We start from the raw sequence: 16,637 nt of genomic DNA, 5'->3' as shown, positions 1-16,637 counted from the left end.
CTGAGAACGCCAGTTGTTCTGGGAACGCTACGAGGTCTCTCGTAGCTGAAAGAATCCCCAACCATAATCTTTGATTTGGTTGGGGAGCGTTCAATTAAACGCGCTGTAATTTTCTCATCAATTCGCAAATACAACTCTAAAAGCCTCCGATACTCTTCATCTGTTCCATTTTTCAAGATTGACTCTGCTTCATTTTCCAGATGCTCCAAAATCCAAGTTTTAGGCAAAGATAAAATTGCCTCGCGACAAAGCTGAATATCTGCATGAGCAACACTCGCTAAATCTAATAAATCTGGAAATAATTGCTGGCGTTCCTCTAAATTCAGATAATCTAAAAGACGCAGTGCTGTTCCTCTTTGCACCGGATTTTGTAATGCTTTGCGGAGCGAATCGACGCGATCGCTAAGGAAGTTTTTTGGGTGCATCTCAGTTTTGTAAAAATGTAAAAACAGCGAGCAAGATGCTCGCACTACCTCAATTATCATGTATTGTAGTGGGAGCGTCTCGCTCCCTAGCTTCCTAAATCCCTAGCTTCCTAAATCCCTAGCTTCCTAAATCCCTAGCTTCCTAAATCCCTAGCTTCCTAAATCCCTAGCTTCCTAAATCCCTAGCTTCCTAGATTATGAGAGGAGATGTTGTCAATTTGCAACTTTGAGATGCACCCTGCGATCGCCTTCCGCAACCCTGCTAACATCCTTGCACCGATTCTCAGTAGAAAATTAAAGACAGCTTGTATTGTGTCCCCTATCGCGAAAATGCAACAGATTCCCAGACTAAGTTGAAGGAAAGCAGTTTAATTTGTGGTTAAAATGATAGCAGCACCATCATCCCCTGTTAGCAGCGTGAACGCGCCATCTATGAATACAACGGTTTCTTCCTTTCAGCCCCTGGATCATTCCTCCCTAGACTCTTTACCAGAAGTTTGGCCGCAAGTCGCCCGAGAATTTGGTAAAACGATCGCCCTTCACGATCCCCACGCCAAACCAGAAGTTATCCTCACTTATGAGCAACTTTACGAGAAGATTAGCCAATTTGCGGCGGGGATACAAGCCCTAGGCGTTAAACCTGGGAGCAAAATTGCCCTCTTTGCTGATAATAGCCCCCGTTGGTTTGTGGCCGACCAGGGAATTATGGCTGCGGGGGCTGTAAATGCAGTGCGATCGGCAAAAGCAGAACGAAATGAACTCCTCTACATTTTCCGGGATAGCGATAGTACGGGGTTGGTGGTGCAAGACATACAAACCTTGAAAAAACTCAAACCTGAAATTGACGATCTTCCCGTTGAATTTATTGTTTTACTTTCCGACGAAAAACCACCCAACGATACGCCGCTAAAAATCCTGAATTTTCCCCAGTTAATTACCTTGGGACAAGATTCTTCCTTCACCCCCGTGAAGCGATCGCGGCAAGATTTAGCCACTTTAATCTACACTTCGGGAACCACAGGAAAACCCAAAGGTGTCATGCTTTCCCACGGCAATTTACTGCATCAAATTATCGCTGCCCCCGCCGTCATTAAACCTGAAGTTGGCGATCGCGTCCTGGCGATTCTCCCCAGTTGGCACGCTTACGAACGCATCGCTGAATATTATCTCCTCTCTCAAGCCTGCACGCAAATTTATACCAGCCTTCGCACTTTTAAACAAGATTTAAAAGCCTTTAAACCTCAATTTATGGTGGGAGTTCCTCGGGTTTGGGAGTCCATTTATGAAGGAGTCCAGAAGCAATTTCGCAGCAAAAGCCCCCTCTTACAAAAAATAATCAATTTCTTCTTTAGCATTTCCGAAAAGTATGTTAAAGCTAAAAGCATTTCGGAAAATTTGAGCCTCGATCGCCCCAACCCTTCCGATGGCGATCGCCTAGTAGCCAAACTACAAATGCTGCTTTTCTCACCTTTTCATGCTTTAGGAGATGCGATCGTTTACAAACAAGTCCGAGAAGCCGTCGGAGGAAAAGTCAAAACCTTCATTAGTGGTGGCGGTTCCTTAGCGCGACATCTCGACACCTTTTACGAGATTACCCAAGTGCCTTTAATTGTCGGTTATGGCTTAACAGAAACCGCCCCTATTACCAACGCCCGCCTCCTCAAACGCAACCTCAAAGGGGCATCGGGTCCCCCCCTTCCCGAAACCGAAATTCGCATCGTCGATCCCGAAACTCGCCAAACCCTCTCCAAGGGACAGCGAGGACTCGTTTTAATTCGCGGACCCCAGGTTATGCAAGGGTATTATAATAAGCCCGAAGCCACGGCTAAGGCGATCGATCCCGAAGGTTGGTTTGATAGCGGCGATCTGGGGATGGTGGTACAAGATAATAACCTCGTTCTCACCGGACGGGCTAAAGACACTATCGTATTGAGTAACGGCGAAAATATCGAACCTCAACCCATTGAAGATGCTTGTCTTTGTAGCCCTTATATCGATCAAATTATGCTGGTGGGACAAGACCAAAAGATGTTGGGGGCTTTGATCGTCCCTAATCTTGAAGCGCTAGAAAAATGGGTAAAATCGGCAAATCTCGCCTTGCAAATGCCGATCGCCGGTAATGGTGATATGGCCAATTCCCCCCTTCGCGACCGCAAAAACATCGATAATCAAGCTATCTTAGATTTGTTTCAACGAGAACTCAAACAACTCATTAAAAATCGCCCCGGTTATCGACCAGACGACCAAGTTAAAGTCTTTCGCCTGATCCTCGAACCCTTTTCGCAGGAAAATGGCATGATGACTCAAACGTTAAAAGTTCGTCGTCCTGTTGTCAGGGAGCGCTATCGCGATATCATTGACGGGATGTTTGGGTGAGAAATAATCTCATCGCAAAATTTAACTCACGGCTAAACCCAATTCACTAAAACAGGTAAAGGAAGAGAAATTAATGACTGAAGCGAAACCCCAACTCACTCTCAAGCGCCCAATTCAACTTAAAGTTGTGGTGACACCACGCTGGAAGGAAGAAATGCAGCAGCAATTGCAAACGCAAACCAATCAACTTGATGGTCAGTTCCAGCAAATTGAAATGCAGGGACAACGCGCAATGGAAGAAATTCAAAAGCAACAAGCCGCCCTAACTAACCCTCAAGCCCTACAACAAATTGAAAGCATTCAAAATCAAGTCAATCAAAAGAAAAGCGAACTTCAGCAGAAAAAGAACCAACTTCTACAACAACTCGATCGCATTGCTACTTTAGAAATGGATCAAGAAGTATTACAAGGTCAACTCGAAGGATTTTGCAGTGTTGAAGTTGGCGATAGTTTAGTTCGCAAACTTCAAGTTGAAGTTCTTGTTCGTGATGGTATTGTTGAGGAAATTCGCGGCGAACTTTAAGGGTTAATGGGTGATGGGTCATCGGAAGAGTAAAAAAATCTACTCTTCTCAACCCTAAAACCCAAACCCAAAATTTTTCTGTTCTTTTGGGCGATGGTCGATAAGCAGCAATACAACCAAATACAAATTATAAATTGAGAGAATTGAAAATGAGTTTCCAGCGAAAATAATAATGGCAGCGATCGCAAAATAAAATTGAGGTAGTGCGAGCATCTTGGTCGCTGTTTTTATATTTTTACAAAACTGAGATGCACCCCTTAATTTTTTATAGTTAATGGGGGAATAGAAGAAGATAGATAATCAAACTCTTCTATTCCCTAAGATTAAACCTTTAACCCCTATTTATTGCTTTGATGGTAAACAGGAGAACCGGAATCGGGAACAAAATGACAGGTTTTTAAAGACCGCCAGAAGGCTTGCCAAATAGTCTGTTCTGACTTGTGGTAATATTCTCCTAAAATGGGTTTAATTGCCTCTGTTGCCGTTTTTAAATGGTAATGAGGCATGGTTAAAAAGATATGGTGGGCGACATGAGTACCGATATTGTGGTGGATATTGTTGATAAATCCGTAGTCATGATCGATAGTGGATAAGGCACCTTTGAGGAAATACCAATCTTTGCCACGATACCAAGGAATATCCGGATCCGTGTGGTGTAAATAGGTAACTAAATCCAACCACATGACGAAGACAATATAGGGCATGAGGTAATATTTAATCAGCCAGATTATTCCCCATTGATAAGTCAAAAAACCGAGCAGTGCAATCATTGCCCCCCAACAGACCGTACTGGTAATAATATCCCATTTTTCTGAGGGTTTAAACAAAGGACTGCTAGGGAAAAAATGAGTCCCTTCTTTACCAGGCGATCGCTTAAAAAGATAAAGAGGATAGAGAAACAAAACCATCTGGTAACGCAGAAACTTCATGTAGGCTGGCATCTCATTGTAATAAGATTCTGAGATGGGATACCAACTTTCATCAGTGTCGATATTACCAGTATTTTTGTGATGGGTGCGATGACTGATGCGCCATCCGTGGAAAGGGACGAGAATCGGACTATGAGAAAGATGACCGACAAGATCGTTCAGCCATTTATACTTAGAAAAAGAGCGATGTCCGCAATCGTGACCGACTACAAATAAAGCCCAAAACATGGTACCTTGAGCAACCCAGAAAAAAGGCCAAAAAAACCAAGAATCTAAGGTATAAGCAAGGGCATATAATCCGGCGATAATACCAATATCGAGGAAAAAGTAGGAAAGAGAACGAACTACAGAAGATTCAAAGCAATGCGGGGGAATCGCTGTTTTGATATCTTGTAGGGTAAAGGGAAGTTCGATCCGTTCTACCGATCGCATTTCTGATTCTCGCAAATACTTTGTAGGGTTTTGTGTACTAACCTGCACTCTAAATCCTCCAAAGTGATAATAGTGTTGTCACTTTTTATCCTTATCTACTAAACGTTAAGATAGATTAACACACTCGCTCCCCCATTCACGATCGTTTTTTGGCTCGAGTTTGAGAACGAAATCAAAGGCTGGATCTAGTTAAGAGAATTTGTATCTAGAAATGGTCGCTTTCTGTGCTAAGGGTAATTAAATCAAAAGGGAACGGATTTGAAGAAGGTGCGATCGCCGAAATGAGGAGAGATCGAATTCCGTATCCGTTCCTTGAATTTTACATTAAACGTCAATTGAATTTATGATACATTCTCATCTGGATGAGTTCAGGGTAATGCGGGGGCAAATTTGGCTGCATCGCTGTTTGTTGGGTCTGGCGATCGCGCTAACCTGTTTCTTTTTGGTACTGTCTCCCGCTCAAGCTGATGTTGAGAGCGATCGCTATGATGGCAATATTTTTGTCCTTTATGCTGGGGATGGCTCTTTGGTTCCAGCGAGTTCGACCTTCAAAGCAGCGCTTAGTCTACCCAAACCAGTCATTTTGGCTTTTTATATTGATGATAGTCGCGATTGCAAGCGCTTTGCCAGTGTTATTTCTCACCTGAAGGACTTTTACGGACGAGTTGTGGTGTTTGTCCCCATCAATGCCGATTCTATTCCCGTTAAAGATTCTTATCAACCAGATGAACCTGGTTACTATTACGAGGGAGCCGTCCCGCAAATTCTTATTTTTGATGCGGAAGATCAGGTTCGCTTTAATGGAAAGGGACAGGTTAAATATGAGGAACTTGATGATATCTTGCGAGAACTCTTTAATCTCGAACCTCGAACCAGTTCCGTCGAACTACAAAGACGTTCTTATAACGAGTTTAGTGGAGAAATGGCGGAATAATAGTTGATAGTTGATAGTTGAGAGTTGATAGCTGGGAGAGGAGGGATGAAGGTTGAATGGGACGAGATCAGCGCGATCGACTGGGAGAGGTTGGCAAATGAATATGCTGCTGTTTCTCGTTCTCGTCGCGTTTCTGAGGGTCAGGGAAAGTATTATGCTTCTGTCCGAGACATTCCCGAGTTTCCCTCTTCTCTGCAATTGCGAGATTATCAACAGCAAGCGGTTGAGAATTGGTTTCGCAATAAGGGAAGGGGTATTCTGAAAATGGCGACGGGAAGCGGGAAAACTATTGCAGCTTTGGCGATCGCGACGGAACTCTATCGTAAAATCGGCTTACAAGTTCTTTTGGTTGTTTGTCCTTTCCGTCATCTCGTTACTCAATGGGGGAGGGAATGCGAAAGGTTCAATCTCCAGCCTCTCCTTGCCTTTGAGAGGGTTCGTAAGTGGCAAAACGAACTATCCACTCAAATCTACAATCTTCGCACTGGCGATCGCGCTTTCCTGACGGTTATTGTTACTAATTCTACTTTTATCACTGAGGGGTTTCAATCCCAGCTTAAATTTTTCCCTCCTAAAACCCTCATTATTGGCGATGAAGCGCATCATTTAGGGTCGCCGCGCATGGAAGAATGTTTACCACGCAATATTGGTTTGCGTCTTGCTCTTTCTGCGACTCCAGAGCGCTATTTTGATGAGGATGGCACGGATGCTCTCTGGGGCTATTTCGGGCGGGTTCTACAGCCAGAATTCACCCTTAAAGATGCGATCGATCGCGGTGCTTTAGTTCGTTATTTCTACTATCCTTTACTGGTAGAATTAACTCCCCTGGAAGCGGTCATCTATGCCAAACTAACTAAGCAGATTGGTTGGGCATTGTCGGAAAATAATAACTTAAAATCGAATGAAAACCTGACTTCGTTATTGATGAAGCGATCGCGTCTCATTGGTGCTGCTGCGAATAAACTCGATCTTGTCCGAGATTTGATGAAAACTCGCCTCGATACCACTCACACCCTCTTTTATTGCGGCGATGGTACGGTTGAAGACTCTTCTCAAAGTCGTCAATTGGAGGCCATAACGCGCATTTTAGGGACGGAGTTGGGCTATCGCGTTAATATTTATACAGCAGATACGTCTTTAGCAGAACGGGAACAACTGCGAGAGCAATTTGAACGGGGGGATCTGCAAGGTTTAGTCTCTATTCATTGTCTTGATGAAGGGGTTGATATTCCTGCGATTCAAAATGCTGTTATTCTGGCTAGTACGAGCAATCCGCGCCAATTTATTCAGCGTCGGGGTAGAATTTTACGACCTCATCCAGGTAAAACCCAAGCAACTTTATTTGATGCGATCGTTATCCCTCCCGATCTCGATCGCGAAACTTGGGAAGTCGAACGCAATTTATTACGAAAAGAATTAATTCGTTTTCTGGAATTTGCTAATCTTGCTGAAAATGCAGAGGAAGCTAAGGCAAAAATCTTAATCCTCCAAGAAAAATACCAATTATCCATGAACAATTAATACAAAAATATTTACTCATTATCTAAACATGAAAATTAATGTTGATGTTCAAAAAGTTCAAGAACCGATTACCAGTGCGTCCTCTGAAGTACAAGAAATTATCGCACAAGTTCTCAAATTAGAAAAAGAAAAACTGTACCAGCGCAGTCCTCGCAATATCAATGATGATATTCTCAAGATTATCAAAGAAGTTATTCAATAGAACCCAATGCAAAATGAAAATAATTTCTCTTAAACTCTGTAATTTCCGTCAATTTTATGGCAAAACACCGACAATTAAATTGGCGAATGGCGAGCAAAATACAACGGTTATTCATGGCAATAATGGTGCGGGAAAAACCACCCTACTCAATGCGTTTACTTGGGTACTTTATGAAAAATTTACCGCCGCTTTTGCCTCCCCCGATCTGTTGATTAACACCCGTGCAATTCAAGAGGCAAATATCGGCACTTCGGTAGAATGTCATGTAGAAATTTATTTTGAACATGAAGATAAACACTATCAATTAAAGCGACAATGTTATGCTTGTCGCGATCAAAATGAGAAGATTCAATACAACCAAAGTAAATTATTTCTGCGAGTAGGAAAAGAGGATGGACGTTGGATTTGTCCCTCACAACAACCTGAAGATGTTATTGGGCGCATTCTCCCAGAAAGTTTACACCAATATTTCTTTTTTGATGGCGAACGTATCGATCATTTCTTTCGTTCCGATCGCAAAAATAATATCGCTGAAGACACGAAGGAATTACTCGGTGTTAAAGTTTTAGATCGTTCTATTGACCATTTAAAGGTAGTGAAGCGAAAACTACAAGATGAATTAAAAGCGATTGGTAATTCTGAAACTAAAGAACTTCTAAAAGAGCAGAAAAAACTCGAACAGGAACGCGATCGCTTGTTAGAGAAACAAGAAGAAATAATCAAAAAACTTGCACTCTATACAGACTTGAAACAGCGTATTAACCAGCAGTTATTAAAGTTGAGTGGTGCGAAAGACTTACAAAAACTGAAAGATAAATTAGAAAAACAAGAAAAAGATATTCGCAAAAATTTAGGGACAACAAAAGAAGATTTAAAACGCTTAATTTCTAGTAACGGCTATACAATTTTAACGCCAAAAATCAATACACATTTTAAAGCAATTGTCAAGAATTTACGAGAACAAGGAGAACTTCCTTCCGGAATCAAACAACGCTTTGTCCAAAATCTCTTAAACCAAAAACGCTGTATTTGCGGGACAGAATTGCTGAAACAAACTCCAACCTATCAAGAGGTTTCCGCATGGATGAATAAAGCAGGAATGGCGGATGTAGAAGAAGCAGCAATTCGCTTAGAAGCAGGGGTAGGAGAATTGGAAAAACAAATTCCTGAATTTTGGCAAAATGTCGATCGCCTACAATCACAAACCGATCGCGATCGCCGAGAATTAGCGAGAGTCGAAAACGAACTCGACGATCTGAAGCAAAAACTGAGAACTTATCCTGATGACAATATCCAAGACTTGCAAAAACGCTTAGATGAAACTGAAGAAATGATTCGCGAATTAACCCTAGAACAAGGGGGAAATCAACAAGAAGGCGATCGCCTAGAAAAAGAAATTACTGTACTAGAAAAACAAATGAGTAAACAGCAATTAAAAGAAGAAAAACAAACTCTCGCACAACGACGCATCTCCGTAACACAGGATGCGATCGCGCGATTAATTGAAGTGCGATCGCGGCTAGAAAAACAATTTCGCTTATCCTTAGAACAACGAGTCCAAGAGATTTTTAGTCAGATTTCTTTTACACCTTATATCCCGCGTTTGAGTCCAGAATACGAACTAACACTGATGGAAAATACATCAGGAATTGCCCTTCCCGTGGCTGCTTCCACAGGAGAAAATCAAATTCTCAGTTTAGCCTTTATTAGTGGTATTATAGATCGGGTTCGAGAGTGGAGTCAAACAACAACCTTAATGGGTCCCGATAGCAGTACATTTCCCATTGTTATGGATTCCCCTTTTGGTAGTTTAGATGAAATTTATCGCCGACAAGTCGCCAGAACTATTCCCAAACTTGCTAATCAATTGGTGGTATTAGTGACTAAAACACAATGGCGCGGCGAAGTGGCTACAGAAATTCAAAATTCTATCGGTAGAGAATATGTCCTTCTTTATCATTCCCCCAAATCTGATTGCGAAGAAGATGCGATCGCCATTAATAACAAAAATTATCCGTTAGTCAAACAATCCTCAGAACCCTACGAATATACAGAAATTATTGAAGTTACAAGCGCATAAAATACAACTATAATTATAATCATAATCATAGTTGTAATACCGCCATTGTATCGCAATTGTATTTCAGTTAATCTTGGCTGCTTGCTTATAAATTCTGTAAAATTCTGTTAAATTCTGTAATGTTTAATTGAAGCGCTTTTTCCGTCGTCTGGCGATCGCCTTGCGTTTCTTCTTTTCTTGGGGAGTCTCAAAATGGCGCAGACGCTTCATATCTGCGAAAATTCCAGCTTTGGATACTTCTCGTCGAAAACGGCGCAGTGCTGATTCAATTCCTTCATTTTCACCAACGGTGACTTGAGTCATTCGGATTCCTCCTACAGTATTGAACGTTTTAATTTTATTATGTTATGTACGATGAGAATCTGCCAACACGAACAATATGAAGTTCCTTGAATCGAACTCAGATTCGCATTGAAACTCAGATAAAAGACAGTCAGACAAAATCCCCAGGATTCCAAACGCTAGACTCGTTGGGGATTTAGAAATTGTAGAACCTTCAGTTTAGCACGAGGGAAACTTTATTTTGAAAGTCACCCTCAAAGGTAAAACTCAAAGGTAAAACCGCTAAAAAATGACTTCTCTCGATTTGTTCTTATTAATTGTCTCGAGGTCTTGCTTTATTAACTTTTAAGACTCGATCGAACCATTCCGCACCATCAAGTTTGTCTATTGCTTCGGTTTCGTCGTTCTCATTTTCCATTTCCACAAAACCAAAGCCCCGAGGCCGACCGGTTTCCTTATCCGTGGGAAGGTAAACCCGCTTAACGGTGCCATACTCAGCAAAAATGGATTCTAGTTGTTCTTGGGTTACGCTATAAGCGAGATTTCCCACATAAATTGACATTGTGTATCTCCCGAATCAAACCAAACCAAAAATAAAGAAGGAAACTAAGAGCCGCTAATAAGCCTGTTCTTTAGAGAACGAACTTTTCTGCTGATTCCGAATTTCCATTTTACAGCATAGCATGGAAATCCTGAGAAAGCAGATAAGATATAATAGTTCAGAGTACAAGGTTTCATCTAGCCAATACACTTTAAAGTTATCTGTCGCGATCGCAATATCTAGAAAAGATCATGAAACATCAATCTTTATCGATTCTTACTGGTGTTAGCCTCTTGTTGGGTCTGGGAATTACCCCGATCTTCGGAGGACAGGAGGCCAATGCTCAACAAACCCCCCTCCATCATAATTCAACAACCGAGGGCTTTCAGGGTAGCGAAAGCGATCCTATGTTTGGCGATGGAGGAAGCAATTTTAATCCCCTCAATCTGATTCATAATGCTAATTTTAGTAACGGGCGATCGATGGGTCAGTTCCAACAAGACACCCACCGCCAACTCAATCGCGCTAGTGAGGAATTTCGCCGTCAGCAACTCGATCGCATTCGGGAACAAATGAATGCACAACCCGAAACCACTGCACCCGAGGCAGAACCAGAAAGTTAAAGGGAAAAGTAGCAAAAAAGAACAGGGATGTAATGATCATTACATCCCTCGCGCCATAACTTGCAGTTTATTTGAGGGTAGCTAAAACATCTAGAGCATGAGTAGATGTATTGACACTCGCATCAACTTTCGAGATCGTGCCTTCTGCATCGATAACATAGGTGACGCGCTTGGAATAACCACCACCTTCTACATCGTAGGCTTTAGTAATTGCCCCATCAGTATCGGTAAGGAGAGTAAAGGGTAAACCGTATTTTTCTTTAAACATTTTGTGAGAGGCTTCGTCATCCATGCTCACCCCCAAGACAACAATATCTTTGCTTTGATACTCTTCATATTGATCTCGGAAACTCTGAGCCTGTTTCGTACACCCTGGCGTATCATCTTTAGGGTAAAAGTATAAAACAACAATTTTGCCTGCAAAATCCGTCAAAGAGACGGTATTTCCTTGATCGTCTTTGGTGGTAAAACTGGGTGCTTTCGTGCCAACTGTTAATGCCATGAACTTTGAATTCCTCCGAGAGATAAATATTTATTCTGTTTAAATTTTACAATAGTTTACAGTAACCTTTTTATTGTTCGCCCGATCGCCATGTCCAGTTCGACTTTACCCCCTATTATTTATTCCCAACCAACCCTCGATCGCGCCTCTCGTGCCTTGGGTTGTGCGCCTTTTACTTTAACTTTGTTTGCGGCGATGCGATCGCAGGGAATTTCTTTAAATGCGATCGCCGCATCTTCGGGGGTAGAAAAAAACTACACCCAGCATCCCCTGTTAGAATTGAGTGCAGAAAGCAACTTAATTTGGTTGATTAAAGTGGGTTTATTGCGGCGAGAAGTAGACGGACAAGGTATTACCGACAGTTTTCGCCTCACCCCTTTAGGACACCAACTCGTGAAACAATGGGAAATGCAAGAAGATTCCTTTTCTTCCGTATCATGGTGCGATCGCATTGCCAATGCCGCACATCGCTGGCTAAGACTCCCGATTTAAGATAAATAGGACTTACGCATTAACGGGCAAGATTGCCCGCACTACCATAGCCAGAGAATACAGTAGTGGGAGCGTCTCGCTCCCTAGCTGCGTAAGTCCTAATAAATCTTCCCAACTCCCAACTCCCAACTCCCAACTCCCAACTTCCTACTCCCAACTCCCAACTCCCAACTCCCAACTCCCAACTCCCAACTCCCAACTCCCTATATTAAGTGAAAGCAATAATGGTAGTGGGAACCACATCCCACGCAGGAAAATCTATGTTAGCGACGGCACTCTGTCGCATTTTTTCTCGTAAAGGCTGGCGAGTAACTCCTTTTAAAGGCCAAAATATGGCCTTGAATGCCTATGTGACTTCGACAGGGGGTGAAATTGGTTACGCCCAAGCCGTACAAGCGTGGGCGGCAGGGGTTAGCCCCTGGGTGGAGATGAACCCCATTTTACTCAAACCCCAAGGGGATATGACCTCTCAAGTTATTCTGCGAGGAGAGGCGATCGGGAATACTGGCGCACAGGACTATTACGAGAATTTTTTTGAGCGCGGTTGGAGTGCAATTCAAGAATCTCTACAACATTTAGCCGGTGAATTTGATTTTGTAGTTTGTGAGGGGGCAGGAAGTCCGGCAGAAATCAATCTCAAACATCGAGATTTAACGAATATGCGGGTGGCAAAATATTTAAGTGCGCCGACAGTGTTGATCGTAGATATCGATCGCGGTGGGGCATTTGCTCATGTTGTTGGCACCTTAGAATTATTAGACCCCGATGAACGAGCCTTAATCAAGGGTGTGGTGATCAATAAGTTTCGCGGACAGCGATCGCTTCTACAATCGGGGATCGATTGGCTGGAAAACTACACTAAAATCCCTGTCTTAGGGGTCATTCCTTGGCGAGAGGGGATATTCCCAGCAGAAGACTCGCTTTCGTTATTAGAGAGGCGATCGCGCAAACCCAATCGAGAATTGACCATTACGGTGATTCGCCTACCTCGAATTGCCAATTTTACGGACTTCGATCCCCTCGAGTCAGAACCTACCGTAGAGATTAAATATGTGGGTTTAGAGGGGGATTTAGGCTATCCTGACGCGGTAATTATTCCAGGATCGAAAACAACACTTTCCGATCTCAAAGCCTTGCACGAAAGCGGTATGACGGCTAAAATACAAGATTATGCGGCGGCGGGGGGGATAATTTTGGGAATTTGTGGTGGTTTCCAAATGCTGGGACATAGTGTGAGCGATCCCGACGGTTTGGAAGGAAGCGATCGCCAAATAACAGGATTAAAACTCTTACCTGTGAGAACGACTCTCGATCGCCGCAAAATCGTGCGCCAGCGCGTCTGTACGTCGAATTATCCGCAATCGTTGCCCATCGATGGGTATGAGATTCATCAGGGACGCACAACTATTCTCACTAAATCTTCAGAACCTCCCCCATGCCATTACTTATTCAGCGATACGGGTTTAGGTTTGGTTAATTCTTCTTTTTCTGTCTGGGGTTGCTATTTGCACGGATTATTCGATAATGGACCCTGGCGGCGATCGTGGCTCAATCAAGTGAGGCAGGGACGAGGTTTAATTTCTTTGCCTACAGGTGTGCCTAATTATCGAGAACAACGGGAGGCTATTTTAGATGCGATCGCCGATTTGGTCGCAGAAAATGTAGATTTAAAGCCACTTTTGCCCAGTTAGTTTTTCGAGTCCCTTTTCTAATCCTTCGCGATCGCGTTCATCTTCAGCGAGAATAGCTTTTTGTTGCTGGCGATCAGCACATTATTTTAAGTTAATCTAGAAAAAGACCACAATTATATCTATAGAATGCGGAATTCTTCCCTTCCCGATTCTGAACCTCAATCTCATCCTCAACACCGTAAATCTCAATCTTGGTGGTGGAGATCTGGCAAGTATTACTATTTTCGCCTGTTGCGTTTAGAAGGCAGTCCCAAGGCGATCGCCAGAGGGGTTTCTGTGGGAATGTTTGCCGGATTTTTCCCCTTATTTGGACTACAAACTATTATTGGTTTGCTTCTGGCTGCTTTGTTTCGCGGTAATAAATTAGCCGCCGCCGCCGCTACTTGGGTGAGCAACCCTTTCACATACATTCCAATTTATAGCTTTAATTTTGCCGTGGGACGTTGGTTATTGGGAGGGTTATTGGGAGGCCAAAATATTGCTTTAGAAACGATTGATTGGAATTCTCCCGAAATGTTAGAGGTGGGATCGGATTTTGCACTGAGTTTATTTGCTGGCTGTTTTGTGGTGGGTTTAATTGCAGCTATTTGGGGTTATTTTCTCAGCTTGGCTTTTATTCAACGCTATCGTCAAGCCAGGCGATCGCGGAAGCCTTAAAACTGGCTCGATAGCATCTCGATCAATCAATATAACATCGGTTCTGCTCAAAAAGAAGATCGCACTTTTTCTCACAAGAGGAAGAATGCGATCGCCAAGTATCTTGACACGAGAATTTCCTGCTTTTCCGGCTAGGAAATCTCGAAATTAATGTAAAACTACATCAGTCCGAAGAGATGGAGAACCCCTTGTCCCGTAATCAGTTCGACGGCGATCGCTGCCGCAAAACCAATCATAGCAAGGCGACCATTCAAGTTCTCAGCTTTATCAGTGAAACCAAATTTAGGGGTGGAATTTTCTTGAGCGTTCATAGTTTTTCTAGATAGAGAGAAAGATAGAAAATGAGGCTTTTGTCAAGCTCCATAAACCTAATGTAACAAAAATTTACAAAAATAGCAAGAAACCGGCTATTAAAGATTTAAAGATTAACCCCCTCGAAAACAAAAGCGATCGCGAGTATCAGGGTTTCGCGATCGCTTTTTCCCTCTGATGAGAGCCTTGCCACTTAATGGTATTTCTGAAAGGCTAGAGTGACATTATGGCCGCCAAATCCAAAGGAATTGGAAAGGGCAACTTCGACGCTAACACTGCGACTTTCATTGGCAATATAGTCGAGATCGCAGTCCTTGTCAGGTTCTTCGAGATTAATCGTGGGAGGGACGCGATCATTGGCGATCGCCATAGCCGTAGCGACAGCTTCTATCCCCCCAGAACCCCCCAATAAATGCCCCGTCATGGACTTGGTAGAACTGACAGGAATTTGATAAGCATATTCTCCCAAGGCTTTTTTAATCGCTTGGGTTTCCGTCGGATCGTTAGCAGGGGTGCTGGTACCGTGAGCATTGATATAGCTGATGCGATCGGGAGTGAGTCCCCCATCCTTCAAAGCAAGTTCAATGGCTCGAGCGGCTCCGAGTCCCCCCGGTACTGGCGAGGTCATGTGATAGGCATCGCAGGTCATGCCATAACCCACAATTTCAGCATAGATTCTCGCACCGCGATGGAGAGCAGATTCTAATTCCTCAATAATAAGAATCCCGGCACCCTCTCCCATGACAAAACCATCCCGGTCTTTGTCAAAAGGACGACAAGCGTGTTTGGGGTCATCATTGCGGGTCGATAGCGCTCGTGCTGAGGCAAAACCCGCATAAGAAAGAGGAGTAATAGCTGCCTCTGTCCCGCCGCAAATCATAGCATCGGCATAGCCCCCCTGAACTAAGCGAAAGGCATCCCCTATGGCGTTAGAACCCGCCGCACAAGCCGTTACCGCACAGGTATTTGGTCCCTTTGCTCCGGTATGAATTGCCGTGAGTCCCGCCGCCATATTCGCGATCATCATGGGAATCATAAAAGGGCTACAGCGAGAGGGGCCTTTATTTAAGTACACCTCTTGCTGATCTTCCATGACTTTAATGCCACCTACTCCGGTACCGATCAATACGCCAATGCGATCTGCATTCAAATCATCAATTTCCAGTTTTGCATCGGTGAGAGCTTGTTTACTGGCAGCAACGGCAAACTGAGAGAAGCGATCCATTCGTTTTGCTTCTTTCCGGGGTAAATGGTCATAGGGATCGAAACCCTTGACTTCGCCACCAATTTGACAAGCGTGTTGGGAGGGATCGAAATGGGTAATCCTATCGATACCATTGCGACCCTCCATTAGTCCTTGCCAATATTCTGCCAAGGTATTGCCGATCGGGGTAATTGCGGCAAGACCCGTGATGACAACTCTTTTTCGTTGCAAATGCGAATTAGTCATAATTCCAGATGAGTGATGGGGTGATAAACCCTGAATGCAGAGAGGCGATCGCCAATAAAAAACGTGGGACGGTTACTTGCTAAGAAGGATTAATGCAGTTAAACCTAAGCGGGAGTGGAAATTTTCTCAATTTTCTCGTTGATGTAATCTACCGCTAACTGTACCGTCTCTATTTTCTCGGCAGCTTCATCAGGAATTTCGATATCGAATTCTTCTTCAAGGGCCATCACCAATTCCACAATATCGAGAGAGTCGGCTCCAAGGTCGTCTGCAAAGGTTGCTTCGGGTTTCACTGATTCTTCGTCAACCTCTAACTGATCGACGATAATTTTCTGGACTTTCTCAAAAGTTTTCTCAAAAGTAGAGTCGCTCATTAATACTTTCCTCAAATTGTTGGCAATGAAATTTTATAAAATTTTCAGTATTTTTTATCGTATCGCATCGGGGGGCGATCTTGTTAAGGGAATTTGAGGAAATTTGAGGGAATTTGACAGACCCTGGTAGTCCCCTAGGCTTGTTTGACATCGGGGGATGGCGATCGCCCTAGTCAGCCCTTGATCAGCATTGCCCCATCTAAATAACGTAGCGATTTCTCGCTGAGTCTGGTCAGGTTAGGGCTTTTTCAAGCTCCCGCTAGAGTCCGGAGGACTTAGCGGTGAGTTCCT

The 16,637-nt window shown here is 43.4% G+C and carries 17 protein-coding genes and 1 pseudogene; 10 read left to right on the top strand and 8 right to left on the bottom strand.

Annotated features, from left to right (window positions below; all coding sequences use genetic code 11):
* Positions 1-425, bottom strand: a pseudogene (locus tag JUI58_RS20020) (hypothetical protein); the annotation flags it as partial.
* Positions 426-857: 432 nt separating this feature from the next.
* On the opposite strand from JUI58_RS20020, the gene JUI58_RS20015 reads away from it, so the two are divergent.
* Positions 858-2,801: an AMP-binding protein gene (locus JUI58_RS20015; RefSeq protein ID WP_204105580.1), complete on the top strand. Its 1,944-nt coding sequence runs from the start codon at positions 858-860 to the stop codon at positions 2,799-2,801.
* 73 nt (positions 2,802-2,874) lie between these two features.
* The gene (locus JUI58_RS20010) at positions 2,875-3,324 is read left to right on the top strand and encodes a YlqD family protein (RefSeq protein WP_204105579.1); all 450 of its coding nucleotides are present in this window, start codon (positions 2,875-2,877) and stop codon (positions 3,322-3,324) included.
* 338 nt (positions 3,325-3,662) lie between these two features.
* Here the strand turns inward: JUI58_RS20010 and JUI58_RS20005 are convergent, their stop codons facing one another.
* A complete protein-coding gene (locus tag JUI58_RS20005) occupies positions 3,663-4,685 on the bottom strand; it encodes a fatty acid desaturase (protein WP_275414381.1) in 1,023 nt (340 codons plus the stop codon).
* A gap of 343 nt (positions 4,686-5,028) precedes the next feature.
* Here JUI58_RS20005 and JUI58_RS20000 point away from each other — a divergent pair, with 343 nt between their 5' ends.
* The 4 genes from JUI58_RS20000 to JUI58_RS19985 are packed head-to-tail and all read left to right on the top strand — an operon-like array spanning position 5,029 to position 9,422.
* A complete protein-coding gene (locus tag JUI58_RS20000; protein WP_204105577.1) occupies positions 5,029-5,619 on the top strand; it encodes a thylakoid membrane photosystem I accumulation factor in 591 nt (196 codons plus the stop codon).
* Positions 5,620-5,664: 45 nt separating this feature from the next.
* Entirely contained in the window at positions 5,665-7,140 is a 1,476-nt protein-coding gene (locus tag JUI58_RS19995; RefSeq protein WP_204105576.1) for a DNA phosphorothioation system restriction enzyme, read from the top strand.
* Between the two features lie 28 nt (positions 7,141-7,168).
* Positions 7,169-7,342 (top strand): hypothetical protein, encoded by a 174-nt coding sequence (locus JUI58_RS19990; RefSeq protein ID WP_204105575.1) that lies wholly within the window; start codon positions 7,169-7,171, stop codon positions 7,340-7,342.
* A gap of 13 nt (positions 7,343-7,355) precedes the next feature.
* Positions 7,356-9,422: an AAA family ATPase gene (locus JUI58_RS19985; RefSeq protein ID WP_204105574.1), complete on the top strand. Its 2,067-nt coding sequence runs from the start codon at positions 7,356-7,358 to the stop codon at positions 9,420-9,422.
* Positions 9,423-9,545: 123 nt separating this feature from the next.
* Here the strand turns inward: JUI58_RS19985 and rpsU are convergent, their stop codons facing one another.
* Both rpsU and JUI58_RS19975 read right to left on the bottom strand, forming a co-directional pair.
* On the bottom strand, positions 9,546-9,725 hold the full coding sequence (rpsU, locus tag JUI58_RS19980; RefSeq protein ID WP_204105573.1) for a 30S ribosomal protein S21: 180 nt from the start codon (positions 9,723-9,725) through the stop codon (positions 9,546-9,548).
* 292 nt (positions 9,726-10,017) lie between these two features.
* Entirely contained in the window at positions 10,018-10,266 is a 249-nt protein-coding gene (locus JUI58_RS19975) for an RNA-binding protein (protein WP_204105572.1), read from the bottom strand.
* Positions 10,267-10,496: 230 nt separating this feature from the next.
* Between JUI58_RS19975 and JUI58_RS19970 the strand changes: the two genes are divergently transcribed.
* The gene (locus JUI58_RS19970; protein ID WP_204105571.1) at positions 10,497-10,868 is read left to right on the top strand and encodes a hypothetical protein; all 372 of its coding nucleotides are present in this window, start codon (positions 10,497-10,499) and stop codon (positions 10,866-10,868) included.
* Positions 10,869-10,935: 67 nt separating this feature from the next.
* On the opposite strand, the gene JUI58_RS19965 is transcribed toward JUI58_RS19970, so the two are convergent.
* The gene (locus JUI58_RS19965; protein WP_204105570.1) at positions 10,936-11,370 is read right to left on the bottom strand and encodes a peroxiredoxin; all 435 of its coding nucleotides are present in this window, start codon (positions 11,368-11,370) and stop codon (positions 10,936-10,938) included.
* Between the two features lie 90 nt (positions 11,371-11,460).
* Here JUI58_RS19965 and JUI58_RS19960 point away from each other — a divergent pair, with 90 nt between their 5' ends.
* The 3 genes from JUI58_RS19960 to JUI58_RS19950 all read left to right on the top strand — a co-directional run bounded on the left by JUI58_RS19960 (position 11,461) and on the right by JUI58_RS19950 (position 14,210).
* Positions 11,461-11,862 (top strand): Npun_F0494 family protein, encoded by a 402-nt coding sequence (locus tag JUI58_RS19960; RefSeq protein ID WP_204105569.1) that lies wholly within the window; start codon positions 11,461-11,463, stop codon positions 11,860-11,862.
* A 212-nt stretch (positions 11,863-12,074) separates the two neighbouring features.
* Complete coding sequence (gene cobQ / locus JUI58_RS19955; RefSeq protein ID WP_348539933.1) at positions 12,075-13,553, top strand: cobyric acid synthase CobQ; 1,479 nt, start codon at positions 12,075-12,077, stop codon at positions 13,551-13,553.
* A 126-nt stretch (positions 13,554-13,679) separates the two neighbouring features.
* The gene (locus JUI58_RS19950; RefSeq protein ID WP_204105567.1) at positions 13,680-14,210 is read left to right on the top strand and encodes a DUF2062 domain-containing protein; all 531 of its coding nucleotides are present in this window, start codon (positions 13,680-13,682) and stop codon (positions 14,208-14,210) included.
* A 158-nt stretch (positions 14,211-14,368) separates the two neighbouring features.
* Here JUI58_RS19950 and JUI58_RS19945 read toward each other — a convergent pair whose 3' ends face one another.
* From JUI58_RS19945 to acpP, 3 genes are all read right to left on the bottom strand, one after another.
* Complete coding sequence (locus JUI58_RS19945; protein ID WP_204105566.1) at positions 14,369-14,521, bottom strand: chlorophyll a/b-binding protein; 153 nt, start codon at positions 14,519-14,521, stop codon at positions 14,369-14,371.
* Positions 14,522-14,715: 194 nt separating this feature from the next.
* Positions 14,716-15,972, bottom strand: coding sequence for a beta-ketoacyl-ACP synthase II (fabF, locus tag JUI58_RS19940; protein ID WP_239121600.1), 1,257 nt, complete (start codon positions 15,970-15,972; stop codon positions 14,716-14,718).
* Positions 15,973-16,076: 104 nt separating this feature from the next.
* Positions 16,077-16,346, bottom strand: coding sequence for an acyl carrier protein (acpP, locus tag JUI58_RS19935; protein WP_204105565.1), 270 nt, complete (start codon positions 16,344-16,346; stop codon positions 16,077-16,079).
* Positions 16,347-16,637: the final 291 nt, after the last annotated feature.

Source organism: Spirulina sp. CCY15215, assembly GCF_016888125.1.
Classification (GTDB): Bacteria; Cyanobacteriota; Cyanobacteriia; order Cyanobacteriales; family Spirulinaceae; genus CCY15215.
Note: the sequence above shows the minus strand (reverse complement) of the source record. Positions and strands in the feature narration are given on the sequence as shown.

Excerpts from the sequence above, each read along its gene's own strand:
- JUI58_RS20015 (WP_204105580.1), top strand. The coding sequence starts at position 858 with ATGAATACAACGGTTTCTTCCTTTCAGCCCCTGGATCATTCCTCCCTA.
- JUI58_RS20010 (WP_204105579.1), top strand. The coding sequence starts at position 2,875 with ATGACTGAAGCGAAACCCCAACTCACTCTCAAGCGCCCAATTCAACTT.
- JUI58_RS20005 (WP_275414381.1), bottom strand. The coding sequence starts at position 4,685 with ATGCGATCGGTAGAACGGATCGAACTTCCCTTTACCCTACAAGATATC.
- JUI58_RS20000 (WP_204105577.1), top strand. The coding sequence starts at position 5,029 with ATGATACATTCTCATCTGGATGAGTTCAGGGTAATGCGGGGGCAAATT.
- JUI58_RS19995 (WP_204105576.1), top strand. The coding sequence starts at position 5,665 with ATGAAGGTTGAATGGGACGAGATCAGCGCGATCGACTGGGAGAGGTTG.
- JUI58_RS19990 (WP_204105575.1), top strand. The coding sequence starts at position 7,169 with ATGAAAATTAATGTTGATGTTCAAAAAGTTCAAGAACCGATTACCAGT.
- JUI58_RS19985 (WP_204105574.1), top strand. The coding sequence starts at position 7,356 with ATGAAAATAATTTCTCTTAAACTCTGTAATTTCCGTCAATTTTATGGC.
- rpsU (WP_204105573.1), bottom strand. The coding sequence starts at position 9,725 with ATGACTCAAGTCACCGTTGGTGAAAATGAAGGAATTGAATCAGCACTG.
- JUI58_RS19975 (WP_204105572.1), bottom strand. The coding sequence starts at position 10,266 with ATGTCAATTTATGTGGGAAATCTCGCTTATAGCGTAACCCAAGAACAA.
- JUI58_RS19970 (WP_204105571.1), top strand. The coding sequence starts at position 10,497 with ATGAAACATCAATCTTTATCGATTCTTACTGGTGTTAGCCTCTTGTTG.
- JUI58_RS19965 (WP_204105570.1), bottom strand. The coding sequence starts at position 11,370 with ATGGCATTAACAGTTGGCACGAAAGCACCCAGTTTTACCACCAAAGAC.
- JUI58_RS19960 (WP_204105569.1), top strand. The coding sequence starts at position 11,461 with ATGTCCAGTTCGACTTTACCCCCTATTATTTATTCCCAACCAACCCTC.
- JUI58_RS19950 (WP_204105567.1), top strand. The coding sequence starts at position 13,680 with ATGCGGAATTCTTCCCTTCCCGATTCTGAACCTCAATCTCATCCTCAA.
- JUI58_RS19945 (WP_204105566.1), bottom strand. The coding sequence starts at position 14,521 with ATGAACGCTCAAGAAAATTCCACCCCTAAATTTGGTTTCACTGATAAA.
- fabF (WP_239121600.1), bottom strand. The coding sequence starts at position 15,972 with ATGACTAATTCGCATTTGCAACGAAAAAGAGTTGTCATCACGGGTCTT.
- acpP (WP_204105565.1), bottom strand. The coding sequence starts at position 16,346 with ATGAGCGACTCTACTTTTGAGAAAACTTTTGAGAAAGTCCAGAAAATT.